Origin of the sequence: Alteromonas sp. ALT199, assembly GCF_018619335.1 — a bacterium.
Taxonomy (GTDB): domain Bacteria; phylum Pseudomonadota; class Gammaproteobacteria; order Enterobacterales; family Alteromonadaceae; genus Alteromonas.
In genome coordinates this window covers 30,746-49,103 of the sequence record NZ_JAHHDX010000115.1, presented here as the reverse complement: position 1 = coordinate 49,103, position 18,358 = coordinate 30,746, and the positions used below count along the sequence as shown (strand labels likewise).

3 protein-coding genes, 1 tRNA gene and 1 pseudogene are annotated in these 18,358 nt (G+C 49.7%); 1 reads left to right on the top strand and 4 read right to left on the bottom strand.

Annotated elements, in window-relative coordinates; all coding sequences use genetic code 11:
• Positions 1–84: 84 nt before the first annotated feature.
• Entirely contained in the window at positions 85–225 is a 141-nt protein-coding gene (locus KL866_RS12310; protein WP_162889815.1) for a hypothetical protein, read from the top strand.
• A gap of 157 nt (positions 226–382) precedes the next feature.
• Here the strand turns inward: KL866_RS12310 and smrA are convergent, their stop codons facing one another.
• The 4 genes and pseudogenes from smrA to KL866_RS12295 all read right to left on the bottom strand — a co-directional run.
• The gene (gene smrA, locus KL866_RS12305; protein WP_025254311.1) at positions 383–970 is read right to left on the bottom strand and encodes a DNA endonuclease SmrA; all 588 of its coding nucleotides are present in this window, start codon (positions 968–970) and stop codon (positions 383–385) included.
• 155 nt (positions 971–1,125) lie between these two features.
• Complete coding sequence (locus tag KL866_RS20495) at positions 1,126–1,251, bottom strand: hypothetical protein (RefSeq protein ID WP_285801327.1); 126 nt, start codon at positions 1,249–1,251, stop codon at positions 1,126–1,128.
• Between the two features lie 132 nt (positions 1,252–1,383).
• A tRNA-Arg gene (locus tag KL866_RS12300) sits at positions 1,384–1,458 on the bottom strand.
• A gap of 204 nt (positions 1,459–1,662) precedes the next feature.
• Positions 1,663–18,323: pseudogene (locus KL866_RS12295) on the bottom strand (beta strand repeat-containing protein); the annotation flags it as partial.
• Positions 18,324–18,358 lie beyond the last annotated feature (35 nt).

Genomic DNA, 18,358 nt, shown 5'->3' with positions numbered 1-18,358 from the left:
ATTGCAATTAGGTTACAGGAGTTGAGTTAGGGTTGTACCAGTGTCTAGCAATGGCTTACTGGTTTTAATAATAAGAGACGACCAATGAATCGTTCTTCAAAAGGGTTTGGCTTAACCGGAGTGGCTGTAGCTGTAGTGCTGATGTTCGTAACTGCTGTTTTTAGCACATCTGCGAAATCTGCCGAAGCTCCAACAACGCTAAGTGTGCAGTCTTCAGTTAAGTAGTCTGAAAGAAAAATTCTAACGCCCGTAGCAGGTCAACTGCTACGGGCGTTAATCATTGGGGCTATTAAAAAGTTTTTTGTGTATTGTGTTTTATAAAAAAGCTTAAAACGAGACGAACCCAATGCTCTGCCGTAGTCCGCAAAAGTTAGCTCTCACTTTATCCTTTCTTATTTTTTTCTCTGTTTATTAGTTTTTGCTGAGGGTGCTTTTTCAGCAACACATAGGTGGCGCCAAATCCGCCGTGCATAGGTTGGGCTGTATGATAGGCAATTACCTCATCAAGTTCACGTAGCCAATGATTTACGTAGCTTTTTTTCAGCGCAGGAAATGGCTTACTATTTTCACCCGTTCCATGTTTTATGAGCAGGGCACGAACCCCACGTTCGTGACTTGATTTAATGGTGCTATAAATTAGGTCGCGGCTTTGTTCTAGGGTTTTTCCTGATAATGTGACATTGGTTTCCAACGGATATTTGCCAAGGCGGAGCTTTTTAAATACGCCGTCTTGGATCCCCGGTTGTTGATAATGTATAAAATCATCAGGTGGCACCGGCTTTACACCTTCCATGCTTAACGGGTTAGCAAGCTTGTCGCGAACACTTACCTTCAAGGCAGCCCGTTTTTGCTTTTCGGCGAGCGCCTTTTCAGGATCGTGTAATAAAGCCTTATCATCTGAAGCGATTGGTTTTACATCTTGCATTTCAGCAAAAAACGAATCGATATCGTCGTTTTCAAATTGGCTCATACTATTCCCCGTATTAACTACTTATTATTTATACGTTACTTTGTGCGTGATGGTCTATGCGAAGTGTACTTATTAGAAAGCTAAACGCGCAGAAAGACGACGCTTAAACTAGGCAACGGCTATAAAAGTGGGGATTAATTTTGAGATTTCATCGTTTAGAAGATGGCACCGGGCTCAGATAGTGCCTCTATGGCAAACCATTCCTCTTCGGTAAATGTTGAATCTCTCGGTGTTTCAACATCATCGCCAGTTTCTTCTTGGGGGGACGAATCGAACGTCATTGTACTCTCCTGTTTAGAAGAGTATTGCGCAATTCGATTAAATTACAACCAAAGTAGAGGAAATAAACATGATAATAGGGGAGTGAAATGTATAGGAAGGTTTACTTTATTTTTGGTTTAAGACAGCCAAAATGGCGTCCCCAGCTGGAATCGAACCAACATCTAAGCCTTAGGAGGGCCTTGTTTTATCCATTAAACTATGGGGACCTAATGCGTAGGAAGCTTTATTATACGTAGTTCCAGAAAATACGAAACCCTTAGATTAATCAACAAGGTGTAGTGTTTTGTAACGCCGCGCTTATGGGGCTAAAATATCTTGTTAGATCCCTTGTTAAATATCTTGTGATACTAGGCACGCAATAAAAAAGCCCCCGTTATATACGAGGGCTTAAGGCTGACTTCATGACCAAACTAGATATCCGTTGGTGGAAGTTTATCTATCGCTGTCTTCAGCACTTCAGACTCTGTCGGAGAAGCTGTTGTAACATCAGCGCTACCTTCTTTCGACGTATCGCCCACTAATTCACTACCAGTATCAGATGACGTATTTTCGTTGCCCGAATCAGTGGATGTAGGCTCAGTTGAAGGCAGAATTAAATCTTCCGGTGGAAGATCTATATCTACCATATCGACTGTGACTTCTGTAACCGGACCGGCGGTGACAATATCGCCGTCTTCTGGAAGGGTGATTGTGTCTTCTGGTATTGTGCCAGAGGTTATGGGTTGTGGCGCTGTACTTTCTGGTGTGGAAAGCTCAGGCGAAAGCGGGCTTGTACTCTCGTCCGGCGCGGTGGTCACAGGACCGCCAATATCAACCGTATCAAGCTTAGTGCCAGACAGGTCGATAGTGTCGCCACCGCCAAAACCATCGCCCACATTGGTGCCAAGCGTGCTAACCTCTTCTTCAGGAAGCGTAATGATGTCAGGCGTACTCTCAATAGGTTCAACGCTCTCGACAGGCTCAGAGCTAATAGGCGGGGCAGCCGGCTCGTTTTCTGGCGTTACCAATTGAGTTTGAGCATTTAGGTCGACTGTTTGCAGCGTTTGCCCTGTCAGGTCAATCATGTCAGGTGCTGTAGGCTCGTCAGTAACCACGGTGCCGCTGCTATCAGACGCGCTTACAGATTCAGATGAAGTGGTCGTCACTACTTCAGGTACACCTTCTCCAGATGCCGTCACAAACACGTTAAACTCTGCCTGTTCGATAGTTCCGTCTGGGTATTCAATACGGTAAGTAAAGGTATCCGTTAAGGTCCCACCAAATACGGCTTGCGTGTTATCCGGGGTATAAGTGTAAGCGCCAGTTTCATCAATTTGCAGCGTGCCATAATCACCCACTAACGTAATACCGCCAGTGGCGTCTTGGAAGGTTGCTCCATCAGTAGATACGGTTACGTCGTATGTTGGGCCAAACAGAACATCGTTTTCGAACAGGTTGCCTGTGGCGGTTTGTACGCCGCTAACTTCAAACTGGTCAAGATAGTTGATGGTAGAGGATAGGTCTACACTAATACTACCGGCTATGCCAACGCCAGTCGTACCGCTCATCGACAGGCGGTACAAACCTTCAGTTAATCCGTCAACAGTGAGGACGGTATCGCCATCAATGCCTAATAAGCTAACTAGCTCGCCGTTAGGGAACACTCTGTACGCTTCCCATGCACCGTTTTCAAACTTCTCTACGGTAACAGTAAGGCTTGAAACCAGTGACAGCAAACTGCCATTATCAACGTTTAACGTAATATCTTGAGTTGTATTTGTCGCTACGGCAAATGTATTGCTGGTATCGTTAAAGCTGCCACCTAGCCCCAATAAATATCCATGAGAAAGCGCATCAGTTTCGTTAAGGCCTGCATCAGTAGCGAAGTCATAAGTTAATTCAGCACGGGCCGAGTCTGCAGATACCCCTTGCCCTGATAAATTGAAATTTAAGTTTGCGGTAGATGTGTTAGTGCCATCTGAAATGGTGTAGCTGAAGCTATCTGTATTGCCTAAGCCGTCGCGCACGCCGTTGGCTACATAGGTGTAACTGCCGTCTTCAAAGATGGTGAGGTCACCATAGTCACCTTCAATAGTAATGCCCGATAGCCCAGTGCCCAATACGGTCACCGACTCGCCGTTTGTATGGGTAACTTGCGTCACTACACCGCCCTCGGCAATGCTGTCCGTTACGTCGCCCGTATTAGCGGCATCGATAACATTCCCCGATGTTGTCGTGCTACCTTCAAACGCATATTCAGTGAGTGTTGAAGTTATATCGGTAAACTGAAGTAAGGTAAGCGTATTACTTAGCAGTGCCGCTGCGACAGCATCTAATACGGTATCTACCAGTGCGCCTAATCCTAATAAGTTAAGTCCTGTAGTAATGGTACTCACTAAATCACCGGCGCCGATAGTATCTGCGGTGCTTAAGGCTGGCTCAAGTACAAGGTTTCGCACAACTGTACCCAAACCAAGCCCGTTTAATATACTCGCGTTAGTGCCATTTAGTGTGTCCTCAAGGGCAGTTAGTACCACTTCTTGGTTTTCTTCACCAAGCACTACGCCACCATCACCTAACTCTGTTAGCGTAATCGAGCCGTCGCTATTTTGATCGAATAGTGTCTCAAGGGCACTTTCATCATTGCGTACAACCACGGTGTAATCACCGGCAGGTAGCCCAGAGAATTTCGCAACCAGCGTATCGTCACCGGTTACTCCGATTAGGTTTACGCCAGCCACATCACCTATCAACGGATTATCTGGCGTCATAGCGGTGGCAACCACATTGCCATCTGAATCAACAATATCGATACGATACGAATCGGCAACCGCCACCAGCGCGGTTTGACTGACCTCTACAACCACTTCGCCAAAGAAACCAGCATCAACGGTAAGTGTGGTGCTAGCCTCTGGCGAGCCCGCTGCTGGTGAGCCTTCGGTTAAGCCAAGCACTTGGAAGTCACTGTCGCTAACTGGTGCATTCACAATGGCCGTTTGTGCGCCCAACTCCATGTCATTGTTATCGGTTTGGGCTACTACTGGCGGGAAGTCGCTGCCAGATATGTTGATGGTAAGTGCCGCAATATCAGAAGTTTCACCATCTGATAGAGTGTAATTAAACACTTCGTCCTGGCCAATTGCACTACGGTCACCATCGGCGGTATAGGTGTATGTGCCGTCTGCAGCAATTTCCAGTACGCCATAGTTACCTTGAATAGTAACGGTACCAGTAGCAGGAACAGCCACACTATCACCAGAGGCGTTGGTAACAAGCGTTACTTGGGCACCGTCTAAGATAGTGTCAGCACCTACGCCGCTAATATCACCGTCGATTAGGTTGCCTTGGGCCACCAAATCACCCGTATAGGTGTATTCGGTTAATGTGGTGGTGATATCAGTGTCTTGCAATAAGGTTAATGTATTGCTGAGCAATGCATCGGCAATGACACTTAGAATGTCATCAAGGAAGCCGGTTAAACCAATTGCATCAAGAGGCGCGGTAAGCAAATTAACAAGCTGGCCCGCGCCAATTACTGTGGTAGCTTCCAGAAGTGTTTCTAGTACTCCCCTTACTTGCGTACCAACCGTACCAATTGGAACTCCTAAAACGCCGGTATTTAACGTTGTTTCAATAGTATTAAGGACGACAGCTTGATTGTCCGGCCCAAGTACAACGCCAGCTGAACCAAGTTCTTGAAGGTTAACATCGTTACTATTGTCGTTGTCTAACAAGTCTTCAAGTAAGTTCTCATCATTGCGGACCACCACACTGTAGTTGCCAGCATCAAGGCCTACCAACGTGAACGAAATGGTCTCGTCGCCGGTAACATCAAAAATGTCTAGGCCACCGATATCGGCAAGTTGTGAGTTTGCGCTTACTCCTTTGTAAACAAGTTGTCCGCTCTCGTCATACACTTCAACAATGTAGGCATCGGCAACAGCAACCAGAGCTATTTGGTCGACTTCTACTAGCACTTCACCGACATGGTTAGGAGAAACGGTAAAGGATGCACTTGCATCAACTCCGCCTGTAGACTCTGCTAAGCCGATAACATCTACGTTGCTAGTAGTTTCCGGTGGGTTGACCGTGACCACAGGTTCGCCCATATCAACGGTGTTACCGTCGTTTATAGCATCAAGAGCCTGTACAACAACATTTTGACTTGCTGTGCTTGCCGAGTTACCTGCTTCGTCTGTAACTGTTGCCACCACCGCGTAGGTACCTGCTGGTAGCGTTGTGCCTGTTAAATCAAGGCTCCAATTACCGCTGCCATCAATGGTAAGTTCAGGGGCAGTGCCAAAGGTATAGGACGTACCATCGACGGTAACGGTTAGGGTAGTATTGTCACCAAGGTCAACCGTTCCATTAAAGATAAGCGTGCTGTCACTGGTTACAAAGTCTCCAGCCACCCCAGAGTCGTTTGAGATACTGTCGAACGTTACCGTTTGACCATTATTGTTTTCATCAATACTGGTATCGATAACAACTGTACCTGTATCAGTCGCAAGATTGCCTACCGCATCTGTGGCGGTTACCGTTGCCGTGTAATTGCCTTCAGCAAGCAGGGCGACGATATTATCAGCCAGTGTCCACGTGCCGTTGCCGTTGTTGGTAGCGGTGTAATCATTACCGTCAATGGTCACTACCACAACTGCATTGGGGTCGTTCACCGTCCCAGTAAGCTCAGGCGTGGTGTCGTTGGTAGTTAGATCGTCAATACCTACCGTAGGCGCGGTGGTATCAATTATTACTGTACCTGTGTTGGTGACAGTGTTGCCCGCGGCGTCTGTAGCGCTTACCGAAGTTGGGTAGCTGCCTTCTGCAAGCGTAGCAACTGCGTTGTCAGTTAGTGTCCATGTTCCATCACCATTGTTGGTAGCGGTGTAATCATTGCCATCAATCGTTACCACCACAACTGCATTGGGGTCGTTCACCGTCCCGGTAAGCTCAGGCGTGGTGTCGTTGGTAGTTAGATCGTCAATACCTACCGTAGGCGCGGTGGTATCAATTATTACTGTACCTGTGTTGGTCACCGTGTTACCCGCGGCGTCTGTAGCGCTTACCGAAGTTGGGTAGCTGCCTTCTGATAGCGTAGCAACTGCATTGTCAGCCAACGTCCACGTGCCATCACCATTGTTGGTAGCGGTGTAATCATTGCCATCAATCGTCACCACCACAACCGCATTCGGATCGTTCACCGTACCGGTAAGTTCTGGTGTGGTGTCGTTGGTGGTTAAATCGTTTATTGCAACGGTAGGCGCGGTGGTATCAATTACTATAGTACCAGTGTCGGTATCGGTATTACCCGCATCGTCAGTTGCAGTAACAGATGTTGGGTAACTACCTTCGGCGAGTGTAGCGACTACGTCATCAGCTAGTGCCCACGTACCGTCGCCATTATTTATAGCGGTGTAGTCAACGCCGTCGATGGTGACTACTACAGTAGCCGTTGGGTCATCAACCGTACCTGTTAGCGCAGGCGTAGTGTCGTTGGTCGTTATATCATTGATGGTTACGACAGGTGCCACGGCGTCTACCGTGTCAGATGCAGGCCCACTGGTGTTACCCGCTTCATCAGTAGCTGTTGCCGTTACTACAACTCCATCTGCTATTGGTGTATCAGGCGTCACGCTCCAATTGCCGTCGCCATCAGCGATTACGGTGAAATCTGGCGTGCCGTCTCCGTTTACATCCACATTTACCGTTGCGCCCGCTTCGGCTGTGCCGGTAATTTCAGTGCCGTTGCCTGCATCAACAGTAGGTATTGCTGGTGCCGTGGTATCAACGATAACCGTGCCTGTGTTGGTGGCAGTGTTACCGTCAGGATCTGTGGCTGTTACCGTGGCTGTATAAGTACCTTCGGCGAGGGCAGTGACTTCATCGTCAGTCAGTGTCCAAGTACCGTTACCGTTATTAGTGGCGGGGTAATCTATACCGTTGATGGTAACGACTACCGTAGCGTTACCATCGTCCACTGTGCCTGTCAGCGCAGGGGTTGTATCGTTGGTGGTTAAATCATCAAAGGTGACGGTTGGAGCCACTGCGTCAACCGTATCTGAGGCGGGGTTACTAATGTTGCCCGCTGCGTCAGTTGCCGTTACGGTCACAATTACGCCATCGGCAAGCGGTGTATCAGGCGTCACGCTCCAATTGCCGTCGCCATCTGCTGTGACGGTGAAGTCTGGCGTGCCGTCGCCATCCACGTCCACATTTACTGTTGCCCCTGCTTCGGCGGTACCAGTAATTTCGGTGCCATTGCCAGCATCTACAGTAGGGATTGCAGGTGGTGTAGTATCAATAACTACCGTTCCTGAATTTGAACCCACATTGCCATCGGCATCAGTGGCAGTAACCGTAGCGGTATAGCTACCATCTGCAAGTGTAGCCACTGCATCGTCAGCCAGGGTCCAACTTCCATCGCCATTGTTAGTTGCGGTGTAGTCCACGCCATCAATGGTCACTACTACGATAGCGCTTAGATCGTCAACCGTTCCCGTTAGCTCTGGTGTAGCGTCATTAGTGGTTAAATCATTGATTGAAACGACTGGCGCAACAGCATCTACCGTATCCGACGCTGGCGCACTGACATTGCCTGCTTCATCAGTGGCCGTTGCCGTTACAACCACGCCATCGGCCAGCGGTGTATCAGGCGTCACGCTCCAATTGCCGTCGCCATCAGCGATTACGGTGAAGTCTGGCGTGCCGTCGCCATCCACGTCCACATTTACGGTTGCGCCTGCTTCAGCGGTACCGGTAATTTCTGTGCCGTTGCCCGCATCCACAGTAGGTATCGCAGGTGGTGTAGTATCAATAACTACCGTTCCTGAATTTGAACCCACATTGCCATCGGCATCAGTGGCAGTAACCGTTGCGATATAGGTACCTTCAGCAAGAGCCGATACCGCATCGTCAGTCAGTGTCCAGCTGCCATCACCATTGTTTGTAGCGGTATAGTCTGTACCGTTAATGGTAACGACCACAATGGCGGTTGGGTCGTCCACCGAACCGGTAAGTGCAGGCGTGGTGTCGTTAGTCGTTAGATCGTTAAAGTCAACAATTGGCGCAACAGCGTCTACCGTATCAGACGCTGGTGCACTGACATTACCTGCTTCATCGGTAGCTGTTGCCGTTACAACCACGCCATCTGCTAGCGGTGAAGAGGGTGTTACTGACCAGTTACCATCGTTATCAGCAGTCACCGTGAAATCAGGTGTGCCGTCACCGTCAACGTCTACGTTTACGACAGCTCCTGCTTCGGCAGTACCGGTAATTTCAGTACCATTGCCCGCATCAACAGTAGGTGCAGCAGGCGCAGTAGTATCGATAATTCCACCATTTTCGTTTGCGGTTGCCGTATTGCCCGAGGCATCAGTGGCAGTTGCAGTGACAGAATAATTACCTTCAGATAAGGCTGCTGGCACATCTACAGAGTAGGTACCGTTGGCTTGAACAATGGCGCCAAATGTTTGGGTGTTTCCTGCACTATCGGTAACGCTGATGGATACGGTGCTGCCTGGCGCAATATCTGTAGTACCGGAAATGGTCGGTGTTGTGTCGTTTCCTGTACCAAGCGAGTCCAAGGCTAGGTTTGGCACGGCTGTATTGATATTGCCGCTGGTAGTATCAGACGCTGAGTTTCGAGCAGCATCAGTGGCGGTAGCAGTAACATCGAAGTTTCCGTCTGCCATTGCATTGGGCACGTCGGCGCTGAAGTCACCGTTGCTATCGACAATAGCCGTAAATGTTTGTTCTACTCCTGCGCTGTCGGTGACGGTTATGGTCACTGAACTACCTGGGCTTAAATCGGTGCTACCGGTGATGGTTGGCGTAGTATCATTACCTGTGCCTTGTGCATCTAAGTTGATAGTCGGCGCGGTAGTGTCTACGCTACCGTTCGTTTCAGTGGCAATAGTCTCATTGCTGGCTGGGTCTTGGGCAACCGCTGTGACGGTATAGCCTCCTTCAGCCACTGGGTTAGGCACATCGGCCGAGAAACTGCCGTCTCCCTGAACGGTTGCATCGAAGGTTTGGCTTACACCTGCGTTATCTGTAACCGTAATCGTTACCGTAGCACCTGCAGGCAGGTCAGTATTCCCTGATATTGTAGGTGTAGTGTCACTGTCTGGGGCTAGTGTATCTAACAATAGAGTAGGGGCTGTCGTATCAATAACGCCTGTATTGTCTACGACGGTAGTACTATTACCCGCTTCATCACTCGCCGTGGCTTCTACACTGTATGCACCTTCAGCCAAAGGCGCAGGCACATCCACTGTAAAGTTTCCATTTACATCAACTGTAGCTGTGATGGTTTGTACATTTCCTGCGCTGTCGGTTACCACAAGAGTAACTTCACTGCCTTGCTCTAGGTTAGTGCTACCAGACAGAGTCGGGGTTGTGTCATTGCCTTCCTCAAGTGGTGTTAAGGTTAGAGATGGAGCTGTAGTATCTACGCTTCCTGTATCATTTGCTGTCGCTGTATTACCTGCCTCATCACTGACGCTAGCGCTTATCGTGAAGTCGCCTTCAGCTAAATCGGTACCCGGGGATATAGAGAAAGTGCCATCACTCTGTACCACTGCACTTAAGGTCTGGGTTGCACCAGCACTATCGGTTACCAAAATGGTGACCACAGAGCCTGCTGGTTCATCGGTTGTACCGGTAATGAGTGGCGTCGCGTCGTTAGTGGTATCGGCAACATTTATAGTAAGTGTAGGTACAAGCGTATCAACTACGCCTGCTTCGTTATCGGTTGTACTGTTACCTGCTGTATCAGTGGCGGTTGCAGATACAGTGAAGTTTCCTTCAGCCATCGCCGCTGGTACGTCGGCAGAGAATACGCCGCCCGCGGCAACCAACGCAGAGAATACCTGGGTATTACCCGCACTATCAACAACTGTTATCTGCACTGTAGAACCTTGCGGTAAATCAACGGTGCCGCTAATGCTTGGGGTTGAGTCGCTAATTGTACCTGGGTCGTCCAGCGTAATAACAGGTGAAATTGTATCGATTACGCCGCTTTCAGCGTCTGATGCTGTATTGCCAGCTTCGTCTACAACCGAAGCCTCAACCGTGTAGTTACCCTCCGACAAATCGGCAGGCACCTCTACACTAAAGGAACCGTCGCTTTGTACGATTGCTGATAAGTTTTGTATATTGCCAGCGTTATCGGTGACGGAAATGGAAACCGTGCTACCAGCTGGCTGGTCAGTCGTGCCGCTAATGGTTGGCGTCGCATCATTGCCAATACCTTGCTCTGCCACATCAATAGCCGGTGATGTGGTATCTACTACGCCGCCAGTTTCAGAGTCAGAGCCTGTATTTCCGGCACCGTCAGTTACTTCTGCGACAACTGTGTAGCTACCTTCGGCCAAGTTTGACGGTACGTTAGCGCTGAAGGTGCCATCTCCTTGTACTGTTGCAGTAAAGGTTTGAACTGCTCCAGCACTATCTGTCACTGTTAAAGTGACAACGGCACCAACTGACGCGTTAGTTGTTCCAGAAATAAGAGGCGTAGCGTCGTTTGTCTGGCCAAGGGAATCTAGCGTAATGTCCGGGGCGCTCGTGTTAATATTTCCGCTATCCGTCACTGTCGTGCTATTGCCTGCAGCATCGCTCGCACTGGCTGTTACGTCGTAATCGCCATCAACAAGCGCACTGGGTACTTCAACTGAGAAAGTGCCACCCGCATCCACCGTAGCAGTAAGATTCTGTACATTACCGCCTGCATCGGTGACAACCAGTGTAATTGTTGTTCCCTCAGGCAAGTCGGTAGTACCACTTAATATTGGCGTGGCGTCATTGCCGCTGGTCACTGGGTCAAGGTTAATAACAGGCGGTGTGGTGTCAACTGTACCCTCGTTATCAACCGCTGTGTTTTGATTACCTGCATCATCAGTCACCGTCACTTCTACTGTGTAATCGCCTTCTGCAAGGTCAGCTGGCATATCAGCGCTAAAGCTACCGTTCACTTGAACGGTGGCAGTGAAAGTTTGCGTATTGCCCTGGCTGTCAGTCACGCTAATGCTTACAGTGTTGCCCGCAGCCAAGTCGGTGGTTCCCGATATAGTCGGTGTAGCATCGTTGGTTAGGCCTTGTGCGTCTAACGTTACGGTAGGGGCTGCTGTATCTATGACGCCGTTGTTATCTATTGCCGTTGCAGCATTACCCGCATCGTCAGTCGCAGTGACGGTCACGCTGAAACTGCCTTCAGCTAAATCGGCAGGCACATCAGCACTGTAAGTACCATCGTTTTGAACGGTTGCCGTGAATGTTTGAGTATTTCCAGCGTTGTCTGTCACGCTTATGCTTACCGTATTGCCAGCATTGAGATCTGTGGTGCCAGAGATAGACGGCGTTGCATCATTGCCAAGCCCTTGTGTATCGATGGTTATCGATGGAGCTGTAGTATCGATGTTACCGCCATTTTCGGTTACCGATGCACTGTTGCCAGCGCCGTCTGTGGCGGTGGCAGTAACAGAATAGTCACCTTCAGGTAAGCTCGCAGGGACATCAGCCGCAAAGCTTCCATCGCCTTGCACTATGGCACTGAATGTTTGTGTGTTTCCAGCACTGTCGGTCACAGTTAGCGTGACAGTGCTACCTGGCGCTAAGTCGGTGTTACCTGAAATAGTCGGCGTCGTGTCGTTGCCCGACCCAAGAGGATCTAACGATAGTGTAGGCGCGGCAGAGTTTATGTCGCCACTCACTGTATCTGTAGCAGTATTGCCTGCAGCATCAGTCGCCGTTGCAGTAACGTCGAAGTTTCCGTCTGCCAAAGGATTAGGCACATCCGCACTAAAGTCGCCATTAGCATCAACAGTTGTAGTAAACGTCTGCTCAGTGCCAACACTGTCAGTTACTGTAATCGTTACTGTACTTCCTGCGGCTAGGTCGGTACTTCCGCTAATAGTAGGCGTGTTATCGTTACCTGTGCCAAGCGGATCCAGAGTGATAATAGGTGCTGTGGTATCTACGCTGCCACCCGTTTCAGAATCAGAACTTTGGTTGCCAGCCGTGTCTTGAGCGGTTGCGGTAACCGTATAGTCACCTTCAGCTAGTGGCGAAGGTACGTTGGCGGCAAAACTGCCGTCGGTTTGTACCGTTGCAGCAAAGGTTTGCGTGTTACCCGCACTGTCGACCACCGTTAGTGTGACAATGGCGCCAGCTGGAAGGTTTGTGGTGCCAGAAATAGTTGGCGTCAGGTTATTCTCTGGCGCTAATTCTTCAAGATTTAGCTCAGGTGGCGTGATGTCGATTACGCCTGAATTATCGAGAACCGACGTGCTGTTGCCTGCTTCATCAGTGGCGGTAGCTTCAACACTGTACGAGCCCTCAGCAAGTGCCGCGGGTATATCAACCGTAAAGTTTCCTGCAGCGTCAACTGTTGCTGTAATCGTTTGAATGTTGCCTGCACTATCTGTGATAACCAAGGAGATCACGCTACCTTCGGCTAGATCTGTACTTCCCGAAATGGTTGGCGTTGTATCGTTGCCTAACCCTTGAGGGTCTAAGGTTAGGGCAGGCGCTGTGGTGTCTATTGTGCCTGTTGCATTGGCCGACGCACTGTTGCCAGCATCGTCGGTGGCCGTTGCGGTAACCGTATAGTCACCTTCTGCGAGCGCAGCTGGCACATCCACAGTAAAGTTGCCGTTTGCGTCAACCGTTGCGGTGACAGTTTGGGTATTGCCAGCGTTGTCGGTAATTGAAAGCGTTGCGCTCTCACCCGCTGCTAAGTCCGTAGAGCCTGAAATGGTAGGCGTAGTATCGTTATTTGACCCCAGCGCATCTAGTGAAATAACGGGGGCGACAGTATCGACGATACCGTTATTGTCGGTGACAGATGCACTATTTCCGTTGCTGTCTGTAGCGGTAGCCGTTACTGAGTAATCACCCTCGGCAAGAGGCGCGGGAACATCAGCACTAAAGTTACCGTCTGCATCAACAAGTGCTGTAAAGATTTGCGCGCTGCCTGCACTGTCAGTGACAAAAAGCGTCACGGTTGAACCCGCGGGTAGGTCAGTAGTACCCGTAATGGTTGGGGTAGTATCGCTTACTGTGATTTGTGCATCTAGCGTTAGCGCAGGAGCGCTAGTATCTAGGACACCAGTATCGGTTGAGGTTGTTGTATTTCCTGCTTCATCTGTAGCGCTTGCGGTTACGGTATAGCTGCCATCGGGCATGGCATTTGGCACATCCGCGCTGAAGTCACCATTCGCGTCCACTGTGGCGTCAAAGGTTTGTGTATTGCCTGCGCTATCTGTGACAGTTAACGTTACTGTACTTCCCGGCGCCAAATCAGTGCTGCCCGTTATGTTAGGCGTTTCATCGTTACCAGTACCTTGCGGATTTAGGGTAAGAACAGGGGCGGTGGTGTCAACATTGCCATTGTCTTCAGTTGCGGTTGTTGAATTACCTGCATCATCTGTTGCAGTAACTTCGACGCTGTAGTCGCCTTCTGGCAGTGGAGACAATACCTCTGTAGAGAAGTTGCCATCTGCATCAACTAATGCGTTGATGGTTTGGGTGTCGCCATTGCTGTCGGTTACGGTGATCAACACGACAGCACCTTCGGGTAAATCTGTGTTACCTGAAATAATCGGCGTAGTGTCATTACCTGAATCTAACGGATTAACGGTAACAGTAGGCGCTTGTGTATCAATTGTTCCATTGGCCTCGTTTGCCGTCGCGGTGTTGCCTTGCGCGTCACTTACTGTTGCCGAAACGGTGAAGTCGCCCTCGGCCAGTGCATTAGGCACGTCCGCACTGAATGTTCCATCTGCTTGCACGGCTGCCTGGAAGCTTTGCGAGTCACCATTGGCATCGACTACAGTAATGGTAACCAATGTGCCGGGAGCAACATCAGTAGTACCTGAGATAGTAGGAGTTACGTCGCTGGTAGCGCCTTGCGTGTCAAGGGTTAACAATGGCGCTTGGCTATCTACATTACCTGTTGTATTAGCATTTGCGGTATTGCCTGCACTGTCGGTTGCACTGGCAGTCACAGTAAAGTCGCCGTCAGCTAGTGCGTTTGGCACATCGACACTAAAGCTACCATCTGCATCGACCAAAGCATTGACAGTTTGCGTGTTTCCAGCGCTATCTGTTACGACAAGTGTAACCGTGCTTCCTTGAGGAAGGTCTGTCGTGCCTGCAAGCGTAGGCGTGGTGTCACCCGTGCTGCCAGGGTTTTCTAGGGTAAGCGTAGGCGCGGTGGTATCTACAATGCCACCATTGTCGGTTACTGTTGTCGTGTTGCCATCGCCGTCAGTTGCGCTAGCAGTAACGGTGTAAGCGCCATCAGCGAGTGGGGTGGTAACATCTGCACTAAATGCACCGTCTGCACCTACTGTCGCGGTAATCGTTTGCGTGTTACCTGTGCTATCCGTTACGGTTAAGGTAACCGTGCTTCCTTCAGGCAAGTTGGTGGTACCTGAAATAGCGGGTGTACTGTCATTCGTTTCGCCTTGTCCATCTAGCACTAATGTAGGAGCACTAGTATTAATGTTGCCTGTTGTGCTGTCTGTCGCCTCATTACCTGCAGCGTCTTCTACCGTGGCAGTAGCTGTAAAGTTTCCATCAGCAAGTTCTTGCGGTACATCGACAGAGAAGTTGCCGTTGGCATCAACCAAGGTGTTGATAGTTTGTGTGTTACCAGCGCTATCTACGACCGTTAGCGAGACAACACTTCCTTCAGGCAAATCTGTGCTGCCTGATAGAGTCGGTGTGGTATCGTTGCCAGAACCCACTGGATTTAAAGATAACGATGGTGCGGTTGTATCTACAATGCCGCCGTTTTCTGTCACGCTAGCGGTATTTCCATTTTCATCGGCAGCGGTTGCTGTAACGGAGTAGTTACCTTCTGCCAATGCGCTAGGTACTTCAGCGCTAAAGCCTCCATTTCCATCTACAACGGCTTCAATAGTTTGCTGATTACCTAAGCTATCAGTGACCACTATTGTTACCGTGCTGCCTTGTGGTAAATCTGTCGTTCCGCTAATAAGCGGTGTAGTATCGTTGCCCACATCTTGTGGATCAAGCGATAGCGTTGGTGCCGCAGTATCAATATTGCCTTGAGTTGATGCAGAATCTTGGTTGCCCGCATCGTCAGTGACCGTGGCGGTAACGGTAAAGTCACCGTCGGCAAGCTCTGCTGGAACATCAACCGAGAAAGTGCTGTCACTATCGACTACAGCAACAAAAGTCTGTGTATTCCCTGCACTGTCAGTAACAGTGATTGCGACACTGCTACCCGGTGCCTGGTCTGTGTTACCTGAGATGATTGGCGTAGTATCATTAGTACTGCCTTGAGCATCTAGATTAACCAGCGGCGATGTAATATCGATATTACCGCCAGTTTCCGTTGCCGTTGCGGTATTGCCGTTCGCGTCGGTCGCTGTAGCCGTTACGCTATATTCACCTTCCGCTAATGGATTGGGTACATCGACACTGAAATTACCAGAACCGTCTACCGTTGCCGTAAATGTTTGCGTATTGCCAAGCGCATCGGTAACAGACAGTGTGACAGTGCTGCCAGCGGGTAAATCGGTAGTACCCGAGATAGTAGGCGTGGTGTCGTTATCATCACCTAGTGGGTCAAGGGTTAAGCTTGGCGCATTGCTGTCCACGGTGCCAGTTTGTGTCGTTGAAGCACTATTTCCCGCAGCATCGGTGGCTGTTGCTTCAACCGTGTAGTCACCATCAGCGAGTTCAGCAGGAACGTCTGCGCTAAATTCGCCGTTCGCGTCTAGTGTGGCAGTAAAGGTTTGACTGTTTCCAGCACTATCGGTAACGGTAAGTGTAACCGTGCTGCCTGCTTCTAAATTCGTCGAACCACTAATCGTCGGTGTCGGGTCGTTACTTGTACCAAGAGGCTCTAGCGCAATGTTCGGTGCTTGGGTGTCGATGTTGCCGCCGTCTTCGGTAGCGGTCGTTGTATTGCCCGCATCGTCTGTAGCACTGGCCTCTACAGTGAATTCCCCCTCAGTAAGAGGCGTTTGCACGTCTACGGTAAATTCACCGTTATCATTAACGATTGTATCGATAGTTTGCGTGTTGCCCGCACTGTCGGTAACCACAATGGTTACCGTTGAACCAGAAGGTAAATCGGTAGACCAGAAATGGTTGGCGTAGTATCACTGCCGTCGGTTTGTGGGTTTAGAGTAAGTACTGGTGCGGTAGTGTCTATATTGCCACTGTTGTCGACAGCGGTAGTTGTATTGCCTGCAGCATCGGTTGCTTCAACAGAAACCTCGTAGCTTCCTTCCGCCAAAGCTTCACCCACATCAGCGTTGAAATTACCATTTTCATCAACAACGGCGGTAACGGTCTGCGTATTACCCTGACTATCGGTCACGGTAATAGCAACCTCGCTGCCAGCGGGTAAATCTGTATTACCTGAGATAGTCGGTGTTGTGTCGTTAGTATCCGTTTGCGGGTCGATATTCACAACTGGTGGCGTGGTATCAAGTACGGTAGTGGCTGTGGCAGTAGAGCTATTACCATTTTCGTCAGTCACCGTTACTTCAATATCGTATTCGCCCTCTTCAGAGCCAGGAGGGAATGCTACATTGAAGTTACCATTCTCATCGGTTGTCCCCGTTATTATCTGGCTGTTGCCGTCGCTATCGGTGATAACAACCACAACCTCTGAATTAGGTGCGTCTGACGACCCCCCTATGCCTTCACTACCATTGGTAGGAGAGCCGGTTTCAATAACAACATTAGGGCCTTGGGTATTGATAACCGCATCGATTGACGTTGAAGCGGTATTGCCCGCCACATCAGACACAGTAGCGGTTACCGTGAAGTCGCCGTTTGCCAGTGCTTGCGGAACTTCAGCACTAAAGCTACCGTCTTCTTGCACTATCGCCGTAATTGTTTGCGTAGTACCGTCTGAGTGTACGATATCTAGTGTTACTGCCGCACCTGGTTCTGCGTCAGTGTTTCCACTGATCACTGGCGTATCATCATTGGTTGATCCAATGGGTTCAAGGCTGATCACCGGCGCTGTGGTATCTACTTCGCCTGTTACCGTAGTGGTAGAGCTATTACCTGCAGGGGTCGTTACGGTAACATCTACTGTGTACTCTCCTTCGCTAAGATCTGCTGGCACATCCTCATTGAACGTTCCGTCTCCACTCACTGTGGTAACTATCGTCTGCTCGTTACCCTCGCTATCTGTAACAACAATGACGACTTCACTGCCTGGAGGCGCATCGGTTTCACCAGAAACGTTAGGCGTAGTGTCGTTCGATGGTGCAGGTTGGTTTACTGTGGTCGACGGACTCGTAGAATCATAATCGCCACTCGCTGTTGCCTGCGCTGTGTTACCCGCCCCATCGGTCACCTCAGCAGTTACGCTGTATGTACCCTCTGCCACAGCATTTGGAACTTCAACGGTAAAGGTACCGTCGGCTTGTACGGTGGTAGTGAAAGTTTGAGTAACACCAGCACTATCGGTAACGGTAAGTGTTATGGTGCTTCCGGGCACGGCATCCGATAAACCAGAAAGCGTAGGTGTAGCATCGCCATTTATCCCTGGGTCGTTTAACGAAATGGTAGGCGCAGTCAGGTCGATGCCGCCCTGTGCTTCAGCACTAGCCGTATTGCCTGCTTCATCGGTCACGCTTGCGTTAACCGTAAATTCGCCTTCGGCTAATTCGGCAGGTACATCAGCGCTGTAAGTTCCGTCTGCTTGAACGATTGCTGTGATAGTTTGTGTGTTACCCGCGCTATCGGTAATGGTTAGCGTGACAGTGCTGCCCGGTGCGGCATCTGTTGTTCCTGAAAGGGTAGGCGTGGTGTCGTTGTCAGAACCTGGCGCATTAATGGTGATTGTCGGGGCAGTAGCATCAATTTCGCCAGTGGTAGAACTATCTGCAGTATTACCCGTAGGTTCTAATACAGTAGCGTCTACAGTAAATTCACCATCGGCTAATGAATTTGGCACGTCCACGCTGAATGTACCATCGTCCTGTACGATAGCTGTGACAATTTGATTGTTTCCATCGCTGTCGGTAACGGTCAGCGTAACTGTACTTCCCGGAATTGCCGAAGTGATACCTGATAAGGTGGGTGTGGTGTCGCTCGTCAAACCGATTGCGTCAAGAGAAAGTGAGATATCTT